A 22,383-nucleotide genomic window follows, 5' to 3' on the forward strand; every position below is an offset into this window, starting at 1 on the left:
GTCGCCAGGTTAAGTCATTACGTGATGCCGTTGTCTCAGGGGAGGCGCAATTTGTCGGTGAGACCTGTTAGCTTCGTGCGCCATGCGGCTGCTGCACACGTCCGACTGGCACCTGGGCCGGTCCTTCCACCGCGAGAGCCTGCTCCCGGCCCAGGCCGCGTTCGCCGACCACCTGGTCGAGACGGTCGCCGCGGAGCGGGTCGACGTCGTGCTGGTGGCCGGTGACGTCTACGACCGGGCGCTCCCGCCGGTCGACGCGGTGGCCCTGTTCGACGAGACGCTGCGCCGCTTACGCGGTCTCGGCGTCCACACCGTGATCATCAGCGGCAACCACGACTCGCCCGTCCGGCTCGGCTTCGGCGCCGGCCTGATGGACCGCATCCACCTGCGCACCGACCCCCACCGGGCCTGGTCCCCAATCGTCGTGAACGACGTCGCCTTCTACGGGATTCCCTACCTGGAGCCCGAGCTGGTCCGCACCCCGTGGAACCTCCCCGAGCGCACCCACACGGCCGCCATGACCCATGTCATGGACCGCGTCCGCCGTGACGACGCCGCCCCGGCGAAGGTGGTGCTGGCCCACGCCTTCGTCACCGGCGGCGCGGCCAGCGACAGCGAGCGCGACATCACCGTCGGCGGGGTGGCCCACGTGCCGCTGCGGGTCTTCGACGGGGCCGGCTACGTCGCCCTCGGCCACCTCCACGGCCGCCAGACCATGAGCGAGACGGTCCGCTACTCCGGCTCCCCGATCGCCTACTCCTTCTCCGAGACCGACCACGTGAAGGGGTCGTGGCTGGTCGAACTGGGCGGCCCGATCGAGTTCGTGCCCGCGCCGGTGCCCCGCCGGCTGGCCCGGCTGCGGGGGCGCATCGACGACCTGCTCGCGCTGCCGCCGTCCGGCGACTGGATCCAGGCGACGCTGACCGATCCGGTCCGCCCCAAGGCCGCGATGGAGCGGCTGCGGTCCCGGTTCCCCCACACCGTCGACCTCCAGTTCGCCCCCGACGACGTGCCCGAGGCGGCGCCCGCGCGCCCCCGCCTGGCCGGGCGGCCCGAGATCGACGTCGCGCTCGACTTCGTCCGCGAGGTCCGCGGCGAGGCGGCCGACCCCGACGAGCGCCGGATCCTCGAAGAGGCCGCGATGGCCTGCCGCATCAAGGAGAGCACCGCCTGATGCGCCTCCACCGGCTGACGATCTCGGCCTTCGGGTCCTTCCCCGGCACGGAGGAGGTCGACTTCGACCGGCTCGGCGCGGCCGGGCTGTTCCTGATCCACGGCCCGACCGGGGCGGGCAAAACCACCATCCTCGACGCCGTCTGCTGCGCGTTGTTCGGCGTCGTCCCCGGCCAGCGCAACGACGCCCGGTCGCTGCGCTGCGACCACGCGCCCCCCGGCAAGGGGCCCCAGGTCGTGCTGGAGACCACGATCCGGGGCCGGACCCTGCGCATCACCCGCTCGCCCGCGTGGGCCCGCCCGAAGCTGCGGGGGCAGGGCACCACCCAGGAGCAGGCCAAGGTGATCGTCCAGGAGCTCCGCGACGGCGACTGGGCTCCGGTGACGACCCGGATCGACGAGGCGGGCGACTTCGTCGGCGGGCTGCTCGGCATGAACGCCGACCAGTTCGGCCAGGTGGTGATGTTGCCGCAGGGCGAGTTCGCCAAGTTCCTGCGCAGCTCCGGCGACGACCGGCGCAGGCTGCTGGAGCGCCTGTTCAGCGTGCGGGTGTTCACCGACATGGAGAAGTGGCTCGCCGACCACCGCCGGGAGACCGGCCGCATCGCCGACCAGCTCGCCGAGGAGGTCCGCGCCCGCGCCGACCGCATGCGCGGCGCCGCCGGGGCAGGGCTGCTGGCGCACGCCGGCGACCCCGACGACCCCCTCGAATGGTCGTCGGCCCTGCTCGCCGCCGCCTCGGCCGCCGCCGCCTCGGCCGAGGCGGCGGTCTCCGACGAGGCGCTCCGGCAGGCCCGCGATCGGCTGGCCGAAGGCCGCGACCTGGCCGACCGGCAGCGCCGCCACACGGCGGCCCGCATCCGCCACGACGAGCTGGAGGCGCGCGCCGACGAACGCGCCGACCTGGAGACGATCCTGGCCGAGGCCGCGTCGGCGGCCCGCGTGGTCCCCCTGCTCGACCAGCTCAGGTCCCGCGAACAGACGGCGTCGGCCGCGTCGGCGGCATTCGAGACGGCCACGTCGGGCCTCGCCGAGACCGACCACCGCCGGGCCGAACGCAGCCGCCGCGACGAACTGGTCCGCCTGGAGGAGGCCCTCGCCGACGAGGCCCGCCTCCACGGCGTGATCCGCGAACAGGAACACCTCAACGACGAGATCGCGACCCTGGAGAAGGGCCTGCGCGAGACGGCCGACCGCTTGGAGGCCGCCACCGCCGAACTCTCCGAGGCCGAGGAGCGCCGCGCCGCCGCCGCGGTCGCCGAAGCCGCCCTGCCCGGCGCCGAGGCCGCCCGCGACCGGGCGGCCGACCTGCTCGAAGCCGTCCGCCGCCGCGACACGATCACCGCCGACCTGTCCGACGCCGTGGCGGCCCGCGCGGCGGCCGGCCATCCGGGCCTGGCCGAGCCGGAGCTCACCGCCCTCGAACGCGACCGCCGCGACGAACTCGCCCGCCTCGACGCCCTCGACGGCGAGGAGTCGCGCCTGACCGCGCTCAGAGCCGACCGCGAGGCCGCCGAAACCGAAGCCGCCCGCCTGGCGGGCGTCGAGGCCGAACTCGCCGACCGCCTGACCACCCTGCCCGGCCTCCTGGCCGAGGCCGCCGCCCGCCTGGCCACCTGCCGCGAACAGGCCGCCGCCCTGCCCGCGGCCCGATCCCGCCTGGTCGCCGCCGAGGAGCGGCTCGAAGCGGTGATCCGCCGCGACGAGCTCGCCGCCGAACTGGCCGGGGCCGAAGACGCCCGCCGGATCGCCGTCGACGCCGCGCAGGCCGCCGTTGACCGCCTCCACGAGATCCGCCAGGCCAGAATCGACGGCATGGCCGCCGAACTGGCCGCCCGCCTGGCCGAGGGCGACCCGTGCGCCGTCTGCGGCTCGCCCGACCACCCCGCCCCGGCCGAGCCCCTGTCCGAGATGGCCACCGCCGACGACGAGGAGGCCGCCCAGGCCGAGGCCGACGCCGCGCAGTCGGCCAGGGAGGCGGCCGAGTCGACGGTCGCCGCCCTCGACGGCCGGCACGAACGCGCCGCCGACACCGCCGACGGCCTGTCCCAGGCCGAAGCCGAACAGGCCCGCGAGGAGGCCCGAACCGACCTCGCGGCCCTGGAGGCCGCCGCCGCCCGCGAACCCGCCCACCGCGACGAGGTCACCCGCCTGGAGACGGCCCTCGGCGACGTCCGCGAAGCGGAGGCCGAGACCGCCCTCGCCCTACGGGAACTCCAGACGAGGCAGCAGACCTCCCGCGCGGAGGAGGAACGCATCGAGGTCCGCCTGTCCGCCGCGCTCGACCCGGGCGAGACGGTCTCCTCCCGCCGCACCCGCCTGACGGCCGAAGCGGCGGCGATCGGCGCGGCCTTGGTGGCAGAGGCGAGGACGACCGCTCTGACGGGCCTTCTCGCGGATGCGCGCCACCAGGTGGCGGCGATGACCAGAGGCACCGGCCTGGAGTTCCCCGATCTGGGTGGGGCGGGTACGGCCGGTTCTGACGGTGGCGGCGCGGGCCTGAGCGTGGATGCGAAGCGGCTGCCGCCTGACCCGGCGGTCTGGCCTGATGTGCCGGCCGCGCACGCCCTGCTCGCCAGGGCACGGCAGGCCGTCGAGGAGCTCACCGGCGTTCTCGACGGCCGTCTCGCCGCCCGCCAGGCCGTCGAGCACCTGACCCGGGAGGTCGGTGACCTGAAGGTCAGGGAGGGCGCCGACACCAAAATGCTCATGGAGACCCGGGCCGCCCGGGGCCGGTTCGCCTACGAGGAGTCCGAGCTCAGGGCCCGCCTCGACCGCCTGCGCGGCGACGACGCCTCCATCCACGACCGGGTCGAACGCCTCCGCGCCGAGACCGAGGCCCACCGCCACGCCGCCGAGGTGTCCGAAGCCCTCCAGGAGGCCAGAAGGGAACTCGCCGCCGCCGCGGACGCCGCGCTGGCCGCCGCCGTCGAGGCGGGGTTCACCGGCCTCGACGACCTGGCCGCCGCCCGCCGCACCCCGGCCGAGATCGACGAGATGGGCCGCCGCCTGCGCGAACTGGGCGACGAACTGGCCGCCGTGGTCCGCACCCTCGCCGACCCCGAACTGAAGGCCGCCGCCGCCCAGCCGCCGCCCGACCTGCCCGCCCTCCAGCAGGCCCACGACGAGGCCGACGCGGCCCGGTCGGTCCAGGTCTCCGCGCGTGACAGCGCCGTCGCCCGGCTCGCCCAGCTCACCGCGCTGGCGGCCGAACTCGCCGAGGCGCAGGCCCGCCGCGCCCCCGCCGAGCGCCGTCACCGGCTGGCCCGCCGGATGGCCGAACTCGCCAACGGCACCTCCTCCGACAACCAGTGGGACATGCCCCTGTCGTCCTACGTCCTGGGCGAGCGCCTCCGCCAGGTCGCCGACGCCGCCAACGAACGCCTCACCCACATGTCCGACGGCCGCTACCTGCTGCAGTACGACGTGAAGAAGACGGCCGGGCACCGCGGCCGCTCGGGCGGCGGGCTGGGCCTGCGCGTGCTCGACGCGTGGACCGGCGTCGACCGCGACCCGGCCACCCTCTCGGGCGGCGAGAGCTTCATCACGTCACTGGCGCTCGCGCTGGGCCTGGCCGACGTGGTCGCGGCCGAGGCGGGCGGCGCCGAGATCGGCACCCTCTTCGTCGACGAGGGCTTCGGCACCCTCGACGAGGAGACCCTCGACGACGTCCTCGACATCCTCGACTCCCTGCGCGAGGGCGGGCGCGCGGTCGGCGTGGTCAGCCACGTCGCCGAACTGCGGGTCCGGATCCCGGCCCAGCTCCGCGTCCACAAGGGCAGGGCGGGCTCGACCCTGCGCTGAATCAGGAGAGCAGTTTGTGCGCGGCGTGCTCGATCTCCTGCTCGCTTAGCAACACCTGGTCGGCGGCCGCTCCCAGGGGCACGAAGCTGTCCTGTGACGTCACCCGCGCGATGCGTCCGGTGAAGCCGTTGTCGACGAGCGCCGTCACGACGGCCTCCGACACGCCGCCGGTCCGGCGGGTCTCGTCGGCGATCAGCACGTTGCCCGTCAGCTCGGCCGAGCGCATCAGGTCGTCGATCGGCAGCGGGGAGAGCCAGCGCAGGTCGAGGACGCGGCAGCTCATCTCCTCCTGGGTCAGCCGGACCGCGGCCCGCAGGCTCATCCGCAGGCCGTTGCCGAAGGTCACGATCGTCAGGTCGCGGCCGTCGCCATAGGAGCGGGCGCGGCCCACCGGGACGTGGGTCTCGGCCCACCGCGACGGCGGGGCGTAGGGGGCGGTCCAGCCGTTGTCGCCGTCGTCGAACAGGTCGCGGGTGTGGTAGAGCGCGATCGGTTCGAGGAACACGCAGACCGTGCCCTGGGCGCGGGCGGTGGCCAGGCAGGTGCGCAACATCGCGGCGGCGTCGTCGGGGCGGGCCGGGGCGGCGACCACCAGGCCGGGGATGTCGCGGAGGGCGGCGACGGAGTTGTCGTTGTGGAAGTGGCCGCCGAAGCCCTTCTGGTAGGAGAGGCCGGGGACGCGGACGACCAGCGGGTTCCGGTAGGCGCCCTGGGAGAAGAAGCTCAGCGACGACGCCTCGCCGCGGATCTGGTCGAGCGCGTTGTGGAGGTAGGCCAGGTACTGGATCTCCGGGACCGGGGTCAGGCCCGAGACGCCGGAGCCGAGGGCCAGGCCGAGGATCGCCTGCTCGTCGAGGAGGGTGTCGAAGACGCGCTCGGTGCCGAACTGGCGGACCAGCCCGCGGGTGACGCCGTAGACGCCGCCCTTGCGGGCGACGTCCTCGCCGAAGACGATCAGGCCGGGGTCGTCGAGCATCTGGTCGGCGAGGGTCCGGTTGATCGCCTGGGCCAGGGTGAGGCGTCCCTCGTCCTCGGGGAGGGTGCGGAAGACGCTCTCCCGTCCTTTCGGCGGCCGGGCCGACTCCGTCGCGACGCGCTGCGGGTCGCGGGGGGAGATGGGCGCCATGATGTCGCGGGCGCTGGTCAGCTTCGGGCGGCGGGCGGCCTCCATGGCGAGCTTGAGCACGTGGTCGCGCTCGGCCTCGTACTGGGAGAGCAGGCCGTCGGGGGTCTCCAGGCCGGCCTCGACCAGGAGTCTCGCGGTCGCCACCAGCGGGTCGTGGGCCAGGTCGGCGGCGATCTCGCGGCGGGTGCGGTAGCCGATCTCGACGTCGGAGCCCGCGTGGCCCATCAGGCGGACCGTCTTCAGGTGGAGATAGGCGGGCGCCCGGTTCTCCCGGGCGTGGGCGGCGGCGCGCAGCGCCACTTCATAGGTCTCGGCGATGTCGGAGCCGTCGGCGGCGAAGTACTCGATCAGGGGCTGGCGGGAGGCCTCGACCCAGCCGGGAGGGGTCCGGACGCTGATGCCGATGCCGTTGTCCTCGCAGACGAACAGGATCGGCAGCGACAACCCCCGGTAGGCGCCGTAGGCGGCGGTGTTGAAGCCCGACAGGGCGCTCGCGTGGTTGACCGACGCGTCGCCGAAGCTGCAGACCGCGATGGCGTCCGGGGCCCATGGGCCTGGCGCGCCGAGTTGCCGGCCGCGTTCGATGGCGAACGCCACGCCGACCGCGCGCGGCAGGTGGCTGGCGATCGTGGAGGTCTGCGGGATCACCGCCAGCGACGGGTGGCCGAAGACCTTGTGCCGCCCGCCCGCGATGGGCTCCTCGGCCGAGGCGGCCACGCCGAGCAGGATGTCGCGCAGGCCCTCGTTGGCCACCCGGCCCGCCTGGGAGGACCGGGCCAGGTAGAAGGCCCCCGACCGGTAGTGCAGCAGCGCCGGGTCGGTGGCCCGCAGCGCCAGGGCGACGGCCGCGTTGCCCTCGTGGCCGGCCGAGCCGATCGTGTAGTAGCCCAGGTCGTTCTCGCGCATCCAGCGCGCGGCCACATCGCAGAGGCGGCTGGCGAGCTGGGCCTCGTACACCTTCCTGGCCTGCCTGCCGGTCAGTGGTGAACCGGGACGGATCGCACGCTCCGGGTCTCCCTTCTCAGTCGGGGGGCGAAGCGCCCCGACGACCTCGGCGAAATGCGTCTCAACAGTGTCCCGCGCCACATGCCCGATTATGTCGTCACCTCGTGCGTGCCGTCCCGCCCCTTGCGCAGTCCGGCCCGATTTGACAAGTTTTCATCACAACATGTCAGGCGATCAAACCATTCCGCCGCAAAAGCCGTCTACTAGAAAGGCAAATGCGCGGCACCCTCATGTCGCGTTCGACACACACGGGGAAGGAAAAAACCCGCATGTTGAAACGCCTCAGCGCCGTGATTCTCGCGGCGGCCGTGGCCTCGGTGGGATTAGCCACCGGCGGCGCGGCGAACGCCTCCACGGCGGAGAAGCCGACCGTGTCCGACCTCACGATCAACCCCAGTCCCGTGGTCGTGACCAGCCGTGACAAGGTCACCGCGACGTTCTCCTTCGTCGTGGGCAAGGAAGCGGACAAGGTCGAGGCGACGATCGCGCCCCGGCACGGCGACGCCAAGTCGCTGACCCTGACCGCTCCGACGGGTACCCCGGACGGCAAGTACACGGGGACCTTCTCGTTCGGTCGCGGCGAGCCCGCCGGCGAGTGGAAGCTCTCCGTCAAGGCGAGCAACGAGACCGGCACCACCGAAGCCTCCAAGGACTTCAGGGTGTTCCAGGTCTGGTCGACCGACATCGTCAGGTTCGGCGCCGGCCCCGAGCCGGCGAAGTTCGGTTCCACGCTGACCGTGTCGGGCCGGCTGGTCATCTTCGGCGCCAAGGGCCCCGACGGCCTGAAGAACCAGCGGGTCAAGATCCTCTTCAAGGAGAGGGGCTCCTTCCGCTGGAAGACCGTCGCCTGGGATCGCACCAACTGGCGCGGTGACTTCGCGGTCCACGTCAAGGCCCTGAAGTCGGGCTGGTGGAAGGCCGAGTACGACGGCGTCAGGGGCTTCACTCACGGTTCGAGCAGCGACAGCGACCAGGTCACCGTCTTCCGCCCGAGGCCGCCGAAGCCCGACGCCGCCAGCCGCGTCGTCGACTTCAACGCCTCCCCCGAACCGGTGAAGAAGGGCAAGAAGCTCTCCCTCGTCGGTGAGCTGCAGACCTGGGACCACGGTCGCTGGGACGGCTACGAGGGCAAGGTCAGCGTCTGGTTCAAGGCGAAGTTCGGCAAGTGGACCTACGTCAAGACCGCGTGGACCGACGGCTCGGGCGAGTTCTCGACCACGGCCACGGCCAAGAAGTCGGGTGACTGGAGGGTCGTCTTCGCGGGCGACAAGGACACCAAGCCCAGCACCAGCAAGTCCGACTGGGTGCCCGTCAAGTAGTACCCGTAGGTGAGAATGCCCGGGACACCCCACGCGTCCCGGGCATTTTCCATCGGGTTCCTATTCGGTACGCCGGAACCGCGCGATCGCGAGCTGGAGCAGCACGAACCCCATCACCGCCACGATGACCAGCTCGAACCAGACCGGCAGCCGCCAGCCGAACCAGCTGATGCCCGGGTTCAGCAGGGCCATGACCTGCGGCGCCACGGTCAGGTGGCCGAAGACGGCCTCGCGCATCGGGTCGACGGCGTAGGTCAGCGGGTTGACCACCGTCAGGACGTGCAGCCAGGCCGGCAGGTTGGCCAGCGGGTACATCGCGCCGGACAGGAAGATCATCGGCATGATCGCCATCTGCATGATGCCGAAGAACGTCTGCATGTTCTTCATCCCGGCCGCCAGCAGCGTGCCGAACGCGGTGATCGTGAACGCCGCCAGCAGCATCTCGGCCAGCAGCGTGACGATCAGGACGGGGTCGTAGGGCACCCCGACCAGCCCGGCCATGGCCAGGATGATGACACCCTGCGCGGTGGCCACGATCGCCCCGCCCAGGCACTTGCCGAGCACGATCGCCCCCCGGCTGACCGGCGCGACCAGCATCTCGCGCAGGAAGCCGAACTCGCGGTCCCACACGATCGACGCGGCCGAGAACATGGCCGTCGTGATCACCGTCATGGCGAGCACGCCGGGGTAGATGAAGGTGCGGTAGTCCAGGCCCGGGATGGCGTTCCTGACGATGGAGCCCAGGCCCGTACCGAGGATGAAGAGGAAGAGGATCGGCTGGGCCAGCGAGGACACCAGCCGCGTGTGGTCGTTGACGAACCGCAGCATCTCCCGGTGCAGCACGACCTTCACCGCGCGCACGTCGTGGGCCAGGCCGCCGGTGGGCAGCCGTACCGCGGCGATCTCGGTCGTCGTCATCGGCGCAGCCTCGCTCTCATCATCTGGTTCATCCCGCCGGACTCCTCGGCGTCGCGGATGGTCGAGCCGGTGTAGTTCATGAACACGTCGTCGAGCGTCGGACGGTGCACGCTGACCCCGGTGATCGGCAGCCCGAGTTCGGCGAACAGTCTCGGCACGAACTCCTCTCCTGAGGCCACCGCGAAGGTCACCGCGCCGTCGTGGACGCCGGCGTCGACGTCGAAGCGCTCTTTCAGGGCCGCGATGGCGGCCTGGTCGTCGGAGGTGTGGATCTGCACCCGGTCCTTGCCGACGCCCGCCTTCAGCGCCTCGGGCGAGTCGATGACGACGATCTCACCGTGGTCGATGATCGCGATGCGGTCGCAGTACTCGGCCTCGTCCATGTAGTGGGTGGTCATGAAGATCGTGATGTCCTCGGTCCGGCGCAGCTCGTTGATGTAGCCCCAGATCGCCGAGCGGGTCTGCGGGTCGAGCCCGACCGTGGGCTCGTCGAGGAACAACACGCGGGGGGAGTGGAGCAGCCCGCGGGCGATCTCCAGGCGGCGCTTCATGCCGCCGGAGAAGGTTTGGACCTTGCCGTCGCGGCGGTCCCACAGGGCCACCATCTCCATGACCTGCCGGAGCCGCTCGTCGACGACCGACTTCGGCACGCCGTAGAGCTCGGCGTGGAAGCGGAGGTTCTGCTCGGCGGTGAGATAGGAGTCGAGCGTGGGGTCCTGGAAGACCAGGCCGATGTTGCGGCGGACCTCGTCGCGCTCCTTCACCACGTCGTGACCGGCCACCCGGGCCGATCCGCCGGTGGGATTGACCAGGGTGCAGAGCATGCTGATCGTGGTCGACTTGCCGGCGCCGTTGGGCCCGAGGAAGCCGAAGACCTCGCCGTGCGCGACCGCGAAGTCGACGCCCTTGACCGCGTCGACCTTGCCGTAGGACTTGCGCAGTCCGGTGACCTCGACGGCGTTCATCGATCCCCTTCCTCGTCGTCGTCGCCGGCCAGGATGCGGAACATCTCGCGGCGGGTGGTCTTCAGCAGCTTCTTGGCCTGGGCCACCTGCTCGTCGGTGGCGACCTGGGTGAGGTGGATGAACGCCTCGGCGAGCTGCCCCCAGAGCAGCCGCATCTCGTGGCGGTCCTCGGTCATCCCCTGGGCCACCTCGGTCCAGGGTTCGGGTCCGGTACGGCTGCCGGCGACCTCGCGGCCGTTCTCGGTCAGCCGGTAGACGCGGGCGCCCGCCGACTCCTCGGCCGCGACCAGGCCCTCGTCCTCCAGTTGCTGGAGCGACGGGTAGACCGAGCCGGGGGAGGGCCGCCAGAGGCCGCCGCTGCGGCGGGCGATCTCCTCGATCATCTGGTGGCCGTTGCGGGGCTCCTCGGCGAGCAGCGCGAGCAGCGCCGCCCGGACGTTGCCGCGCCTGATCTGCAGGAGCGACGGTATGGGGGGAGCGGGCATGACTCAACCTCCGACTATCTAGATATGTTCAAAGATATATCTAGATAGTCGGACGTGTCGACGGATTCACAACCAGTCCCGGCGTTTGAACACCACGTAGAGCGTCAGGCAGACACACCCCATGAGCAGCACCGCGAACGGGTAGCCGAGGGCCCAGTGCAGCTCGGGCATGTGGTCGAAATTCATCCCGTAGATCGTGCCGACCAGGGTGGGCGCGAACAGGATGGCCGCCCACGCCGAGATCTTCTTGACCTCGTCACCCTGGGCGATGCTGGCGCTGGTGAGCTTGGTCATCTCCTCGTTCTGGGCCTGGCTGACCAGGGTGGAGTTGACGATCAGGATGTCCTGGAGCATCTGCCGGAACCCGGCCACCCGCTCGGTGACGGTGATCGCGTGGTCGGCCACGTCGCGCAGGTAGCTCTGCAGCTCCTCGTCGACGCCGAACTTGGGGGCGTGCTCGATGAAGCCGTCGAGCATCTGGGTGAGCGGCAGGGTGGCCCGCTGGAACTCGATGACCTCGCGCGACAACTCGTAGATGCGCCGGGGGGCCGCCGGGTCGCCGCCGAAGACCTGCACCTCGATCTCGTCGATGTCGTTCTGCAGGCCGGCGACCACGGGGGCGTAGGCGTCGACGACGGCGTCGAGGATGGCGTACAGCACCGCCTGCGGGCCCTGGCGGAGCAGGTCGGGGTCGTTCTCCATGCGCTTGCGGACCAGCGACAGGTCGGGGGCCTCGCTGTGGCGGACGGTGATCACGAAGTCGGGGCCGAGGAAGATGTGCAGCTCCCCGAACGCGACCTCCTCCTCGGCGTCGAGGTAGTTGGCGGCCCGCAGCACCATGAACAGGGTGTCGCCGTAGCGGTCGGCCTTGGGCCGCTGGTGGGCCACGATGGCGTCCTCGATGGCGAGGTCGTGCAGCCCGAACTCCTCGGCGACCTTGAGTAGTTCGGTGTCCTCGGGGCGATAGAGGCCTATCCACGCCATCGACCCCGGGTTGGCGCGCAGTGAGGCGAACGCGCCCGCGAGGGACAGGGGTGAGTCGATCCGGTGCCCGTTCAGGTAGATCGCGTTGTCGATGACGCTCTGTCTGACCAGGACGTCTTCAGGCTTACGGGGGTCCATGGACGCCTCGGGGGAGGCGTCTCGCCTCATCCAGGTCCGCATGCGCAGCTTTGCCACAGGGTGACGTTATCCCTCCATACCCGGATCAATCCTCTGGGGCGCGGAAGCCCCTAGGCTTTGCCCCAAGCGAGACGCTGACGGCCGAAGGCCGGCTGTGGCCCGCGTTGTGAACCTGCCTGGAAAAAGGTGGCCCCCTGAAAGCCCTCTGGAACCAGCTCATCGACACCCACCCGGCGCCGCCGCTGTGGGTGATCGCGGTCGCGGGAGTCGTGGCCTTCCTGATCGTGGCCTACCCGCAGACCTGGCATCTGTCGCGCGGTCTGATCACGATCGCCCACGAGGGCGGGCACGCCCTGATGGCGGTGCTGACCCGGCGCAAGCTGCGCGGCATCCGGCTCCACTCCGACACCTCGGGGGTGACGCTGACGCGCGGCCGCCCGACGGGTCCCGGCATGGTGCTGACGGCGGCGGCCGGATACATCGCCCCCTCGCTCGTCGGGCTGGGGGCCGCGTGGCTGACCGACTCCGGCCATGTGACGCTGCTGCTCTGGCTGGTGCTGCTGCTGCTCGCGTGCATGCTCCTGCTGATCAGGAACGTGTTCGGGGTGGTCTCCCTGCTGGCGGTCGGCGGCGCGGTGTTCTGCGTGTCGTGGCTGGCCAAGCCCGACGTGCAGGCCGTGGTGGCCTACGGTGCGGCCTGGTTCCTCATGCTGGGCGGGGTGCGGCCCATCCTGGAGCTGCAGCGCAAGCGGCGGCGCGGCCGGGCCCCCGACTCCGACGCCGACCAGCTCGCCCGGCTGACGCGGGTCCCCGGCGCATTGTGGGTGTTTCTGTTTTTCGTGGTGTCAGTGGTGGCATTGGGATATGGCGGCTATTTGCTGGTGATGTGAAGGAAATTCGCGATGTCGGCGATTTCCTCGCCGTCGGGAATTTCCCGATCGTTTGCGCCGAGCGACCACGTTCCGACGATCATCCCGTCCTTGACAACGGCCGGACGGATCATTCCCCCACCGGGGACGATGGTGGCGGTTGGAACGGTCATCGGGGCACGTTCCTTCCAGCCGAGCAGAAACTCATCGAAGGCGGGCAAGAGGCGCAGTCCGTGCCAGGGTTCTTTCTCCGGTACGTCGTGATGCGCCCGCCGCGCCTCTCTCAGGCTCACCCCCGACCAGTACGCGAGGTCCTCGGGCGTGGCGGGGGCGTGGGCCCGGGCGTACCGCACGCCGAGCTCTTTCAGGGCCTTCTCGCGGTCGGGCTCGAAGGCGATCGGCGCGCCGAGCCAGTCGGCGGCGTGGACGTAGGTCGCCCTGCCGCCACGATCGGGACCCAGCACCAGCCGCCCGCGCTCGGCGGCGAGCGCGGCCAGGTGGACGATCGCCTGCCCTTCGGCCCCGAGCCGCTCCCCGAGTTCGGCCTTGGTGAGCGGGCCCTGGCCGAAGGTGGCCCTCTCGACCCGTCCGGCCAGGTCGTCGCCGGTGACCCCGAGCTGGGCGAGCCGCCGGGCGATGGTGGCCGTCGAGGGCCGGGTGAGCGACAACAACCAGGGCAGGTCGTCGGTCCTGATCAGGTGCAGCGTGCCGCGCGGGCCCCAGGCCCGGGTGATCTCCCTGGTGCGGATCGCCTCCTCGACGTCCCGCCTGGTGAACCCGGTGCCCCGGGCGCGCAGGGCCAGCGCCGCCGCCTTCGGATCCTGCGCCTGTACGGCCAGGAGCCCGCGCACCAGCTCCGGCACGCTCGTGCGGGGCCGGTCGAGGAACTGCGCGGCGGCCCGCCTCGGCCATGGATCGTTCACGGAACGATCCTAGGAACACGGAATGTCGGAGCGGTGCCCTACGGTGGGGCGCGTGCTACCCGAGACGCTCGACTCGGCGCTGTCCGACGAGGCGGTGCTGGTCACCTACCGCCGGATGTTCGCCGCCCTGGCCCGTGACAGCGGCGCGGTCGTCGACGACCCCGCCCTGGTCGACATCGCCGAGACGCTGTTCGCGGCGTTCGCCGAGGCGGGCGAAGAGTGGCTGACCCACGAGCAGATGCGCCACGCGTGCCGTGCCCATCCGGTCGAGCAGTTCGAGAACCGGCTGCGCGTGCTGCGCGGCCTCGGCGCGATCCGCGAGGTGTTCCCCAAGCCCAACCAGCTCCGCTACCGGGCGTCGTTCACCTCGGTGGTCGGCCTGATGTTCATCCGCCGCATGATGGACGACGGCGGCCAGAGCGAGATGCACCGCCTGCTGGCCCTCGAAGACCTGACCGTCGCGGGGCCGCGCACGACGATGGAGCAGGCCCGCCGCTCGGCCGACATGCTGGCCCGCGCCTTCCGCCTGTGGGCCCTCGAACTCGTCACCCTCACGACCGGCACCATCGAGGAGTTGCGCGAGCAGGCCCCCAAGTTGTGGGGCACCGAGGAGATCGCCCGCCGCGCCCAGAGCCTCCACACCACGATCCTGACCCGCTGGCCCGAGCTCGACCGCGTCTGCACCGACCTGCGCTCGGCCATCTACGCCTACAGCGACGCCTCCCGCCGCGCGGCCGGCCGCCTGGCCGACTCGGCCGGCACGACCCGCAACCTGACCCTGCTCCCGGCCGAGACGTGGCGCACCTTCGCCCAGACGGCCTCCCGCGAACGCCTCGCCGCCGTCCTCGACGGCTTCGTCTTCGACGCCGCCGCCCCGTGGCACGACCCGGGCGCGATCGTCCGCGCGGTCGACGAGGCGCCCCGCCCGGTCCCGGTCCGCCCAGCGCCGCCCCGCTCCGCGCTGCCCGACGAGGGCGCGTCCTCCGCCTTGGCGGCCTCGGCTCCCGGCCGGTTCACGGAGGTGGCCGAGTCGCTGCTCGGCGATCGCGACGCGGTGGCGCTGGAAGAGGTGCTGACGGGCGACTGGTCGACGATCCGCCGCGTGCTGGCCGACCTCGCCTCGGCCGACCTGCATCCCGAGGCGCCCTACCGGCTGGCCTGGTCCGACACCCTGTCGGCCGACCCGTCGGGGCATCCGAGCTGGTTGTCCCACGGCAGGCTGGAGCGGACGGATGGCTGACGGGTGGGCGAGTCCGATTAGGCGGTCCGCGTGCCGGGGCGCGGCGGTGGTCGGTCGAACCAGACCCGTGGGCGAACGGGTCGGCGACGGGAGCGGTGTGACGGGCCGGTTCCATGGGTGAGGCGCATGCCGAGGCGCGTTCCTCGGGCCTGGTGAAGCTGGCCGGTTCCGTGCCGCCCGGATTCGTCCGGGTGGGCGAGGTCGGGGTGCCCGTGTGGCCCGATGGGGCGTCGCCCTCGTTGCTGGAGGAGTACCAGGTCGCCGGCGCGCCCGTGGAGCGGGCGGGGGAGACCCGGCGGGTGCTGGCCTGCTGCCTGCGCATGTGCTGGGCCGACCTCGACGCCGAGCCGTGGCCGGGGGTGTGGGCGGCGGTCGACGACGTGCTCGCCTGCTACCGCACCATGGTCGGGCGGACCGACGACTCGGTGCGGAGCTGGGCCGTGGGCGCGTTGCGGCGGCTCCACGACACCGGCTGGATCGTGTTGTCCGGGTTCGGCACCCTTCGGCTCGGCCCGCGCTGCGTGCTCTGGACCGCCGACGGTCACGTCCAGTTGCGGGAGCTGATGCGGCGTATCGCCGCGCCCCCGCCGTCGGGCGAGGTGACGCCCGTCGTGGAGGCGCGCGACGAGGGGCCCGAGGAGTTCGGCGACCTGCTCGGGGCGTTCGACGAGCGGCGGCGGGCCGAGCTGGTGGCCGCGTTCGTCGCGGTCGAGACGGCGGCCGAGCCGGTCCACGAGGCACGCTTCGCCGCGCTGCGCGACCCGGCCCTGCGGCGGGCACTGATGGAGATGCTGGCCCGCCGGGGGCGGGTGCTGCAGCAGCGGCGCGACGCCTGGATCTCCGGCTACACCGACGCCTACCGGGTCACCTCCCTGCCCGAGGCCGAGCGGGCGGTGCTGGCGCTGGTGCTCGTCCACTCGGTGGCGATCCCGCGTGCCGAGGGGCTGCTGGGCGAGGACACCTGGTTGTCGCAGTATCCCGTCGCGACCGAGGAGCTGCGGCGGCGCACCCTGCTGCCCATCGGCGAGCTGGAGGCCGCGTTGCGGTCGCTCCGGCAGGCCGGGCTGATCGTCCAGCAGAAGACCAGCGAAGAGGGCGCGGGCGGCTATGTGCCCGGGCCGCAGTTCCACCGGCTGACGCGGGCGGCGCGGGCGCGGCTCCAGGAGGAGCTCATCCTCGCGGCCGGGCCGCAGACGCCCCTCGCCGTGGCCATCCGGGCCAAACGCCGCCGCCATGAGCCGGCGGGTCCGGACGGGGAAACATGATGCGCGGTCTCCCGGCCGGTGGAGCGCCACGCGCGGGCGGCCCTGGCAGCGAGCTTGACGCGCGATGTTCCGGTGCGGACGGCGCGTTCGCGTGGAGCCTCCGGCGAGGCGCCGCCGAGGCATGTCCGTCGACGGCGCGGTCGTAGGGAGGTCTTCGGGTTGTTCGGTCTGGGAAGGGCATGGGATGACTGAGGTCGTCGATCTGAGCGGAGACAAGCCGGGAGAGCCGGGGGCCTCCGGGTTGTTCCAGGTCGTCGTACCGATCGACGACGTGCGGCCGGTGCGGGCGCCGCAGGACAACGTCGTCGGCGACCGGGTGCTGGTCGCGGTGCAGGCGGTCAACATCTCGCGGTTGTCGACCCACACGGTCCCGATCGTGCCGGGCACGCTCGTCGTCGTCGCGGGGGCCGGGCCGAAAGACTCCAACGGGGCCGGGAAGTCGTCGTTCATCGCGGCCGTCACGGCGCTGCTCGGCGACGAGCAGTGGCGGTTCGCCTCGGGCGCGAAGGCCGTCTCCGAGCTGCTGTTCAACGCCGAACTGGCGGCCCACGGCGACCAGCAGTGGGCCAGCGCCGACCACGGCTACATCGTCGGCGTCTTCGACGTGCCGTCGGCCGGGCTGCCGGTGACCGTGTGGGTGCGGGTCAACCAGGAGGCGCCTCATCTGGAGGTGCGGTGGGCCGAGGGCGTCCACCTCGCCACCGCCGCCTCCGAGGCCGAACGGGTCACCCACGCCGACGTCATCTGGTCGGGGCTGCCCAAGAGCGCCGGGCGGCGCGACGTCGTCGCCCGCGACCTGACCCGGGTCCTCTACGGCGACCGGGTCAGGTGCGTGTCGTTCCTCTCGACGTCGGTCCGCAGCAAGGTCGCCACCAACCTGCTCTCGCAGCCGCTGAACGAGATCTCGCCCGACCGCATCTTCGAGGCCATCGCCGCCCTGACCGGCCTCGACGCCGAGCTCGACCAGGAACGCGAGGCCCGCCGCGACGAACACGCCAAACGGGTGCGCGCCGAAGACGCCCAGCAGCGCCTGGCCGACTTCGAAGACGAGTCCCGCCACCTGCTGGCCGCCTTCGACCGCCGCGACCGGGCCCGCGAACGGCTGGCCGACGCCCTGAAACACTGGCGCGGCCGGCTCGCCCGCCGGGTCGCCGACGCCGCCGAGGCCGAGGGCACCTTGGCCGCGCAGCGTGCCGAGTTCGACGCCGCCGCCGAGACGGCCGAGTCGGCGATCGACGAGGTCAAGGCCGAGATCGCCGCCCTGCGTGACGACTCGCTCGACCGGGCGCTGGCCACCGCGCGCCGGGAACTGGCCGCCGTCCAGGCGAGCGCCGCCCGCGTCGAGGCCGAACGCGCGGTCGCCCAGAACACCGCCGACCAGCTCCGCGCCCAGATCCCCGCCCTGGAGGAGCAGCGCCGCCGCGCCGACGGCCGCGACGCCACCCGGGCCCGCGCCGAACTGGCCGAGGCCCGCACGGTCCACGCCGAGGCCCTCAAAGCCTTGGGCGTCGCCGACCGCGAACACGAGACCGCCGAGGCCGCCCTCCGCGACGCCGAGAACGGCCCGGCCGCTGCCCAGCTCACGGCGCTGGGCCTGGCCGGCATCCCCGCCGCCGGCCTCCTCGACGCCCTCGACGTGGCGGAACAGGCCGGCGTCGCCAAGGACGCCCGCGATGCCGTGGTGGTCGACGCCGCCGACCTGGACGCCGCCACGAAGGCACTCGCCGCCTTCCCCGGTTCCGTCGTGGTCTCCTCGTCCGGGGTGGCCGTGGTAGGGATGGCCGAAGCGCAGGTCACCGGGCGGGACGCGCGTGTGAAGGCCGCCGCCAAAAGGGTCGAGCGGGCCGTCGCCGCGCAGGAGGCCGCCGCCGCGGCCGTGCGGAAGGCCGAAGACGGCGTCGCCGCGGCCGAGCGCCGGGTCGAGGGCGCCGAGGCCGCCGACCGGCTGGCCGAACTCGCCACCCGCCTCGACGCCCAGCGCGACCGCCTCACCGAGCTGACGGCCGCCGCCGGCGAGCTCACCCCGGCGCTCGACGCCGCAGAGGAGCAGGTCGCCGCGCTCGACTTCCGGGCCCGCACCCGCGACGTCGAGGCCGACCGTCTGGAGGGCCGCCGCCACGCCCTGACCGCCCGCCGCGACGAGGCCCGCGCGGGCGCCGCCCGCATCGAGGCCCAGCGGACCGCCCTCGGCCTCGACCGGCTGGTCAGAGACTGGGGCGGCACCGTCGAGGGCGCCCGCGAGTGGCTCGCCGCCGACGAGCTGACCGCCGACGAGTGGTGGCGGGCCGCCGAGCGCCACCTCGACGCCGCCCTGCGTGGCACCTTCGACGACGGCGACGAGATGCCCGAGGAGCTCGCCTACCTCATCGCCGCCCGGAAAGACGGCCGCGCCGCCGAGGAACTGGCCACCTTCCAGGCGGTGTGCAACGCGCTGGGCTCTTACCTGCGCGCCCAGGAGGAGTACGAACGCCACCAGCGCCGCCAGATCGAGACCCAGATCACCACCCGCCGCCGCGACCTCGCCGCCGCCACGCGGGGCGCCGAGGAGGCGGCCCAGTCGACCGCCGTGCACCGCGCGACCCTCACCGAGGCCATCCGCGCCCGCCTGACCCGCGTGGCCGAGGAGTTCGACCGCCTCGACACCGGCTACGGCGGCTACGGCGCGTCCCTCGACTTCCCCGTCCCGGCCGCCCCGGCCGACCCGGAGCAGCGCTGGTCGTGGCGGGTGGTCCCGAAGTGGAAGCGCGGCGAGGGCCAGGGCTACGTGCCCTACAACCGCCGGGCCAACACGGCGCTGATGGACGAGAAGGCGGTCAAACTGGTCTGCGCGGCGGCCATCGCGTCGAGCGGCGGCAAGCACCTGACGCTGGTCCTCGACGAGCTCGGCCGCAACCTGGGCAAGGAACACCGCCGCGAGGCGGTCGCCCTGTTCCGGCGTATCGGCGAGACCTACGGCATCACCGTGATCGGCGCCCTCCAGGACGACATGGAGCCCTACGCCATCGACGCCTGCGGGCAGTACGTGAAGCTGCGGCGCTCGTCCGACGCGATGGCCTACAACGAGCCGCCCATCATCATCGCCCACGACAAGCACGCCGACCGGGTGAGGATGCTGGCCGACCACGTGATCCGCGCCTGACCGGGGAGAGCTGGAGCTTCACGCGTCCATGCGAACTGGCGCTACGACGGGCGGGCCGGTCGGTGGCCGTCCAGGGCGGCGGCCACCGACCGGTTCGCGACCAGGATTCACCAGGGACGGCCGTTGGCCCACGGGGAGATGGCGCGTGGGGTGACGGGTCTAGACGAAAGCCGAGGTGAAGACGCTCAGATCGACGGTCTGCCCAGGCCGGTGATTCGGCCTGCCGAACTAGATCCCCCTTAGGCTTCGGCGAGCAGCGTTTTCCATTCCGTCTCCAGAGCCAGATTGATGCGATGGTCGCGGGCGATGGCTTCTTTGAACCAGGCGATGATGGCGGGAGCCATGGCGAGAATCTGGTTGTAGTTGAGGGCGGCAGGGTTCATGCCGAACAGCAGCCCGGTCTTCAGAAGCGTGCCTGAGGTGGCGATGGTGTGCCCGAGGAGCAGCATGGAGGTGAGTTTGGCGTGCTCCAGCTTTCGTTGCGCCGCGGTACCGCCGGTGGCATAGCTCTTGAGTAGCCAATATCCACGGATGATCGCGGACACGACGCCGGGAGTGATGCCCATGGTGAAGAAATGGCGCAGGTCGTAGCCGTTCGTATACATGTAGCGGGCGACGTCGGTCCAGGGCACCTTGACACCTGAGGGGCCCAGTGCAAAGGGGGAGTGAACCTGGCCGAGCTGCAACAGGCTGAACAACGGGGGTTGCAGGCCGGCTGGGGTGTATACGTCTGAGAGCAGATGGCGCACCTGGGTGATGAGAGCGCTGATCAGGTCGATGGGGTCGGCGTCGGTCGCGACCTGTACCAGTTGCCCTGCCTTGTCGATGTAGGTGCCGGTGCCGTGCATGAGATCTGCCACGCCGAAGAAGAAGCCCAGCGCCGGATCGTGGCCGAGGCTCTGGAGCCGATGGGTACGTGGCCGCATTCCGCTGACCAGGCCACCGGTGGCCTTTGTGGTAGGGGCGTCGTAGGGCACTTTGGCCAGCTTCTCGAACTTCTTGAAAAAATGGTGGTGGATGTCTTCTGCGCGGTTACCGTCCTGGAGCCACTTGGTGAGAGGTGATCCCGAGTATCGCTCCCCTAGGAAGGTGGAATCCTTGGGGATGCTGACGAGGATGATGTCAAGAAAGGTCGCGACGACTCCGGCGACCAACACGACCGTCCAGTCGGTCTTGTCCCAACTGATGTCGCCGTGTTCGGCGGCGTAGCTGCGCAGGCTGCGAGTTACCTGACTGGTCGGAAGAACCTGCTGGAGCGGGTCTCCGGTCAGATCTATACCCAGCCGATCCAACCGGGCTTCGGCGAGTTTGACGAGCCCGTCGAAGTCGCCATCGGTCGGAACGACCGGAACGCAGTAACGAAGACGCCTCGTTGTCTCGTCGCTCACCATGGGCACTGCGGCCGACGGTGATTCCTGGGTGCTCATCAGCACACCCATTGCTTGAAGGCGAGCGCGCACTACGTCGAACTCGGATTCGACCGAGTCCAAGCTGTCGCTGACACGATGCTCGCGTTCGAGGACATCCTTGAGGTCGAATTCCACCTGCTCGAACAAATTCCGCAGTTCGGTCAGCGTGACGGCTTGGTAGGCCACGACCGCAGCGGCAGCCGCTAACGGGTCACCCGGCACGGAGCGGCTCCCGCCGATCGAAGGTCTCCTGACTGGTCTGCAAATTCACCAGGGCCAACTGAAAGGCGGCCAGCTCAGCCCTCAGTGTGGCAAGGCGCTCCTCGTTCCTTGTGGTCTGGGTGAGGTGAGCCTCCATCCGGTGAGCCAGCCCTGCGATGTCGTCGGTGAGTTCGGCCATCGCCTGCTGGTGATTCTTGATGACTTGCTGAATCAGATGCTCGCGCTGGTTCTCCCTTTCTCGCTCGTTGGCGGCCAGCATGAAACGTGCGCCTTGGTGGACTGCCACGCCGAGAATCACCACGGTGCCGATTCCGGTGACCATCGCGCTGAGGCCCAGCAGGCCGCCGAAGCCCAGCGCGGCCAGGCCCGAGGTGATGCCCGCTCCGCCGAGGCCGGAGACGCTGCCGACAAGACTGACCGCGGCGATCGGGACGCCGAACGCAGCCGCCTTGGCGGCGATGTCCTTGCTGGTGGTCTCCAGCTGGCTGGTCGTGATCTTGCTGGATGCGAAATCCTCTTCGGTGATCACCAGCCGTTCGGTCGCCTGCACGACCTTGTCGGCCGACTCGGGAAACACGAGTCCTGCGACGAGCACGATTCGTTCACGCTCGATCTCCGCGGTATGCCTGTCGGCGCGCGAGATTCGCACCAGATCGCGTACCAGCATCGTGAACACCGGCTCGCGCTGATTTTCCTCAAGGAGGTCGTGCAATCTCCTGGACAGCTCCACCGTGGCGTCGGGCGACCCGACACCGTTCGCCGCATCGCGTTGGGCGCCGGTTATCTCGCCGCGCAGCTCCGATCGCGCGTCGCCATCGAGGCCGATCGTCGATGCGAACAAGTACAGATTCGCGATCTCGCGGGGATCGAGAAGGGAGTCGACCAGTGCCAGGCTCACCAAGACCCGGCAATAAAGCAACTTCGCCTCGATGCTGAGAGCGGACAAGTCAACAGAATCTGCATTGTCGGGGGACGACCGCCCCGACAGGTTGTCCGTTACTTCGGCGACCTTCGCCTTCACCTGCTCGGCGGACTGCCTTGCCATCTCCTCGGCATCGCCGGCGGCGTTGATGACAAGCCGCCTCGCGGCGCTTGTGCGGTCGGCGACCATCCGTCCAGCCGTGTCGGCAGCGCTCTTCAGCCGTCCAAACCCAACTTCACGAGGGTCCATCGCCATCCCTTTCCCATCCGCTGGCGGAAGGCTATCGGTAGGCGCCGATAAAACAATGCTTTTCCGGCGATTCATCGCGTCGGGGGCGAACGTCTAACCGGATTTCGGACGGCAGAAATCGACTTATGGTCGCGTGTGGGGTATCCAGTAGGCCTGTTGCTGCATCAGTGCGTTATGGACCGGGATAGTTGATTATTCTTACCGGCGCGGGTGATCGCGTGGCAGAAG

At 71.2% G+C, this 22,383-nt stretch carries 15 protein-coding genes; 7 read left to right on the top strand and 8 right to left on the bottom strand.

Annotated elements, in window-relative coordinates; genetic code table 11:
• Positions 1 to 82: 82 nt before the first annotated feature.
• Both GT755_RS08825 and GT755_RS08830 read left to right on the top strand, forming a co-directional pair.
• The gene (locus tag GT755_RS08825) at positions 83 to 1,174 is read left to right on the top strand and encodes an exonuclease SbcCD subunit D (RefSeq protein WP_161479192.1); all 1,092 of its coding nucleotides are present in this window, start codon (positions 83 to 85) and stop codon (positions 1,172 to 1,174) included.
• Positions 1,174 to 4,977 (top strand): AAA family ATPase, encoded by a 3,804-nt coding sequence (locus GT755_RS08830; protein ID WP_161479193.1) that lies wholly within the window; start codon positions 1,174 to 1,176, stop codon positions 4,975 to 4,977. The genes GT755_RS08825 and GT755_RS08830 overlap by 1 nt, the downstream gene beginning before the upstream one ends.
• Before the next feature lies 1 nt (position 4,978).
• Here GT755_RS08830 and GT755_RS08835 read toward each other — a convergent pair whose 3' ends face one another.
• Positions 4,979 to 7,189, bottom strand: coding sequence for a thiamine pyrophosphate-dependent enzyme (locus GT755_RS08835; protein WP_161479194.1), 2,211 nt, complete (start codon positions 7,187 to 7,189; stop codon positions 4,979 to 4,981).
• A 188-nt stretch (positions 7,190 to 7,377) separates the two neighbouring features.
• On the opposite strand from GT755_RS08835, the gene GT755_RS08840 reads away from it, so the two are divergent.
• Positions 7,378 to 8,427: a hypothetical protein gene (locus GT755_RS08840; protein WP_161479195.1), complete on the top strand. Its 1,050-nt coding sequence runs from the start codon at positions 7,378 to 7,380 to the stop codon at positions 8,425 to 8,427.
• A 60-nt stretch (positions 8,428 to 8,487) separates the two neighbouring features.
• Here the strand turns inward: GT755_RS08840 and GT755_RS08845 are convergent, their stop codons facing one another.
• From GT755_RS08845 to GT755_RS08860, 4 genes are all read right to left on the bottom strand, one after another.
• Positions 8,488 to 9,345 carry an ABC transporter permease gene (locus tag GT755_RS08845; protein ID WP_161479196.1) on the bottom strand — a complete coding sequence of 286 codons (858 nt, stop codon included), beginning with the start codon at positions 9,343 to 9,345 and terminating at the stop codon, positions 8,488 to 8,490.
• Positions 9,342 to 10,310 (bottom strand): ATP-binding cassette domain-containing protein, encoded by a 969-nt coding sequence (locus GT755_RS08850; protein ID WP_161479197.1) that lies wholly within the window; start codon positions 10,308 to 10,310, stop codon positions 9,342 to 9,344. Before GT755_RS08850 ends, GT755_RS08845 begins: the two co-directional genes overlap by 4 nt.
• Complete coding sequence (locus GT755_RS08855; protein WP_161479198.1) at positions 10,307 to 10,795, bottom strand: PadR family transcriptional regulator; 489 nt, start codon at positions 10,793 to 10,795, stop codon at positions 10,307 to 10,309. Before GT755_RS08855 ends, GT755_RS08850 begins: the two co-directional genes overlap by 4 nt.
• 66 nt (positions 10,796 to 10,861) lie before the next feature.
• Positions 10,862 to 11,974, bottom strand: a complete 1,113-nt coding sequence (locus tag GT755_RS08860) for a magnesium and cobalt transport protein CorA (protein WP_328794255.1) — start codon at positions 11,972 to 11,974, stop codon at positions 10,862 to 10,864.
• Positions 11,975 to 12,111: 137 nt separating this feature from the next.
• Between GT755_RS08860 and GT755_RS08865 the strand changes: the two genes are divergently transcribed.
• Positions 12,112 to 12,807: a M50 family metallopeptidase gene (locus GT755_RS08865; RefSeq protein ID WP_202609844.1), complete on the top strand. Its 696-nt coding sequence runs from the start codon at positions 12,112 to 12,114 to the stop codon at positions 12,805 to 12,807.
• On the opposite strand, the gene GT755_RS08870 is transcribed toward GT755_RS08865, so the two are convergent.
• Positions 12,789 to 13,709, bottom strand: coding sequence for a winged helix DNA-binding domain-containing protein (locus GT755_RS08870; protein ID WP_161479199.1), 921 nt, complete (start codon positions 13,707 to 13,709; stop codon positions 12,789 to 12,791). The two genes, GT755_RS08865 and GT755_RS08870, sit on opposite strands and share 19 nt — an antisense overlap.
• A 52-nt stretch (positions 13,710 to 13,761) precedes the next feature.
• Between GT755_RS08870 and GT755_RS08875 the strand changes: the two genes are divergently transcribed.
• The 3 genes from GT755_RS08875 to GT755_RS08890 all read left to right on the top strand — a co-directional run bounded on the left by GT755_RS08875 (position 13,762) and on the right by GT755_RS08890 (position 19,353).
• Positions 13,762 to 14,949 carry a hypothetical protein gene (locus tag GT755_RS08875; RefSeq protein ID WP_285582709.1) on the top strand — a complete coding sequence of 396 codons (1,188 nt, stop codon included), beginning with the start codon at positions 13,762 to 13,764 and terminating at the stop codon, positions 14,947 to 14,949.
• A gap of 113 nt (positions 14,950 to 15,062) precedes the next feature.
• Positions 15,063 to 16,214: a hypothetical protein gene (locus GT755_RS39340; protein ID WP_235966204.1), complete on the top strand. Its 1,152-nt coding sequence runs from the start codon at positions 15,063 to 15,065 to the stop codon at positions 16,212 to 16,214.
• 184 nt (positions 16,215 to 16,398) lie between these two features.
• Positions 16,399 to 19,353, top strand: a complete 2,955-nt coding sequence (locus GT755_RS08890; RefSeq protein WP_235966205.1) for a coiled-coil domain-containing protein — start codon at positions 16,399 to 16,401, stop codon at positions 19,351 to 19,353.
• Positions 19,354 to 19,592: 239 nt separating this feature from the next.
• Here the strand turns inward: GT755_RS08890 and GT755_RS08895 are convergent, their stop codons facing one another.
• Together GT755_RS08895 and GT755_RS08900 are read right to left on the bottom strand one after the other, a co-directional pair.
• Positions 19,593 to 20,984: a hypothetical protein gene (locus tag GT755_RS08895; protein ID WP_161479201.1), complete on the bottom strand. Its 1,392-nt coding sequence runs from the start codon at positions 20,982 to 20,984 to the stop codon at positions 19,593 to 19,595.
• On the bottom strand, positions 20,974 to 22,155 hold the full coding sequence (locus GT755_RS08900) for a hypothetical protein (protein WP_202609770.1): 1,182 nt from the start codon (positions 22,153 to 22,155) through the stop codon (positions 20,974 to 20,976). The genes GT755_RS08895 and GT755_RS08900 overlap by 11 nt, the downstream gene beginning before the upstream one ends.
• Positions 22,156 to 22,383: the final 228 nt, after the last annotated feature.

The sequence above is a fragment of the Herbidospora solisilvae genome, from assembly GCF_009901565.1.
Classification (GTDB): domain Bacteria; phylum Actinomycetota; class Actinomycetes; order Streptosporangiales; family Streptosporangiaceae; genus Herbidospora; species Herbidospora solisilvae.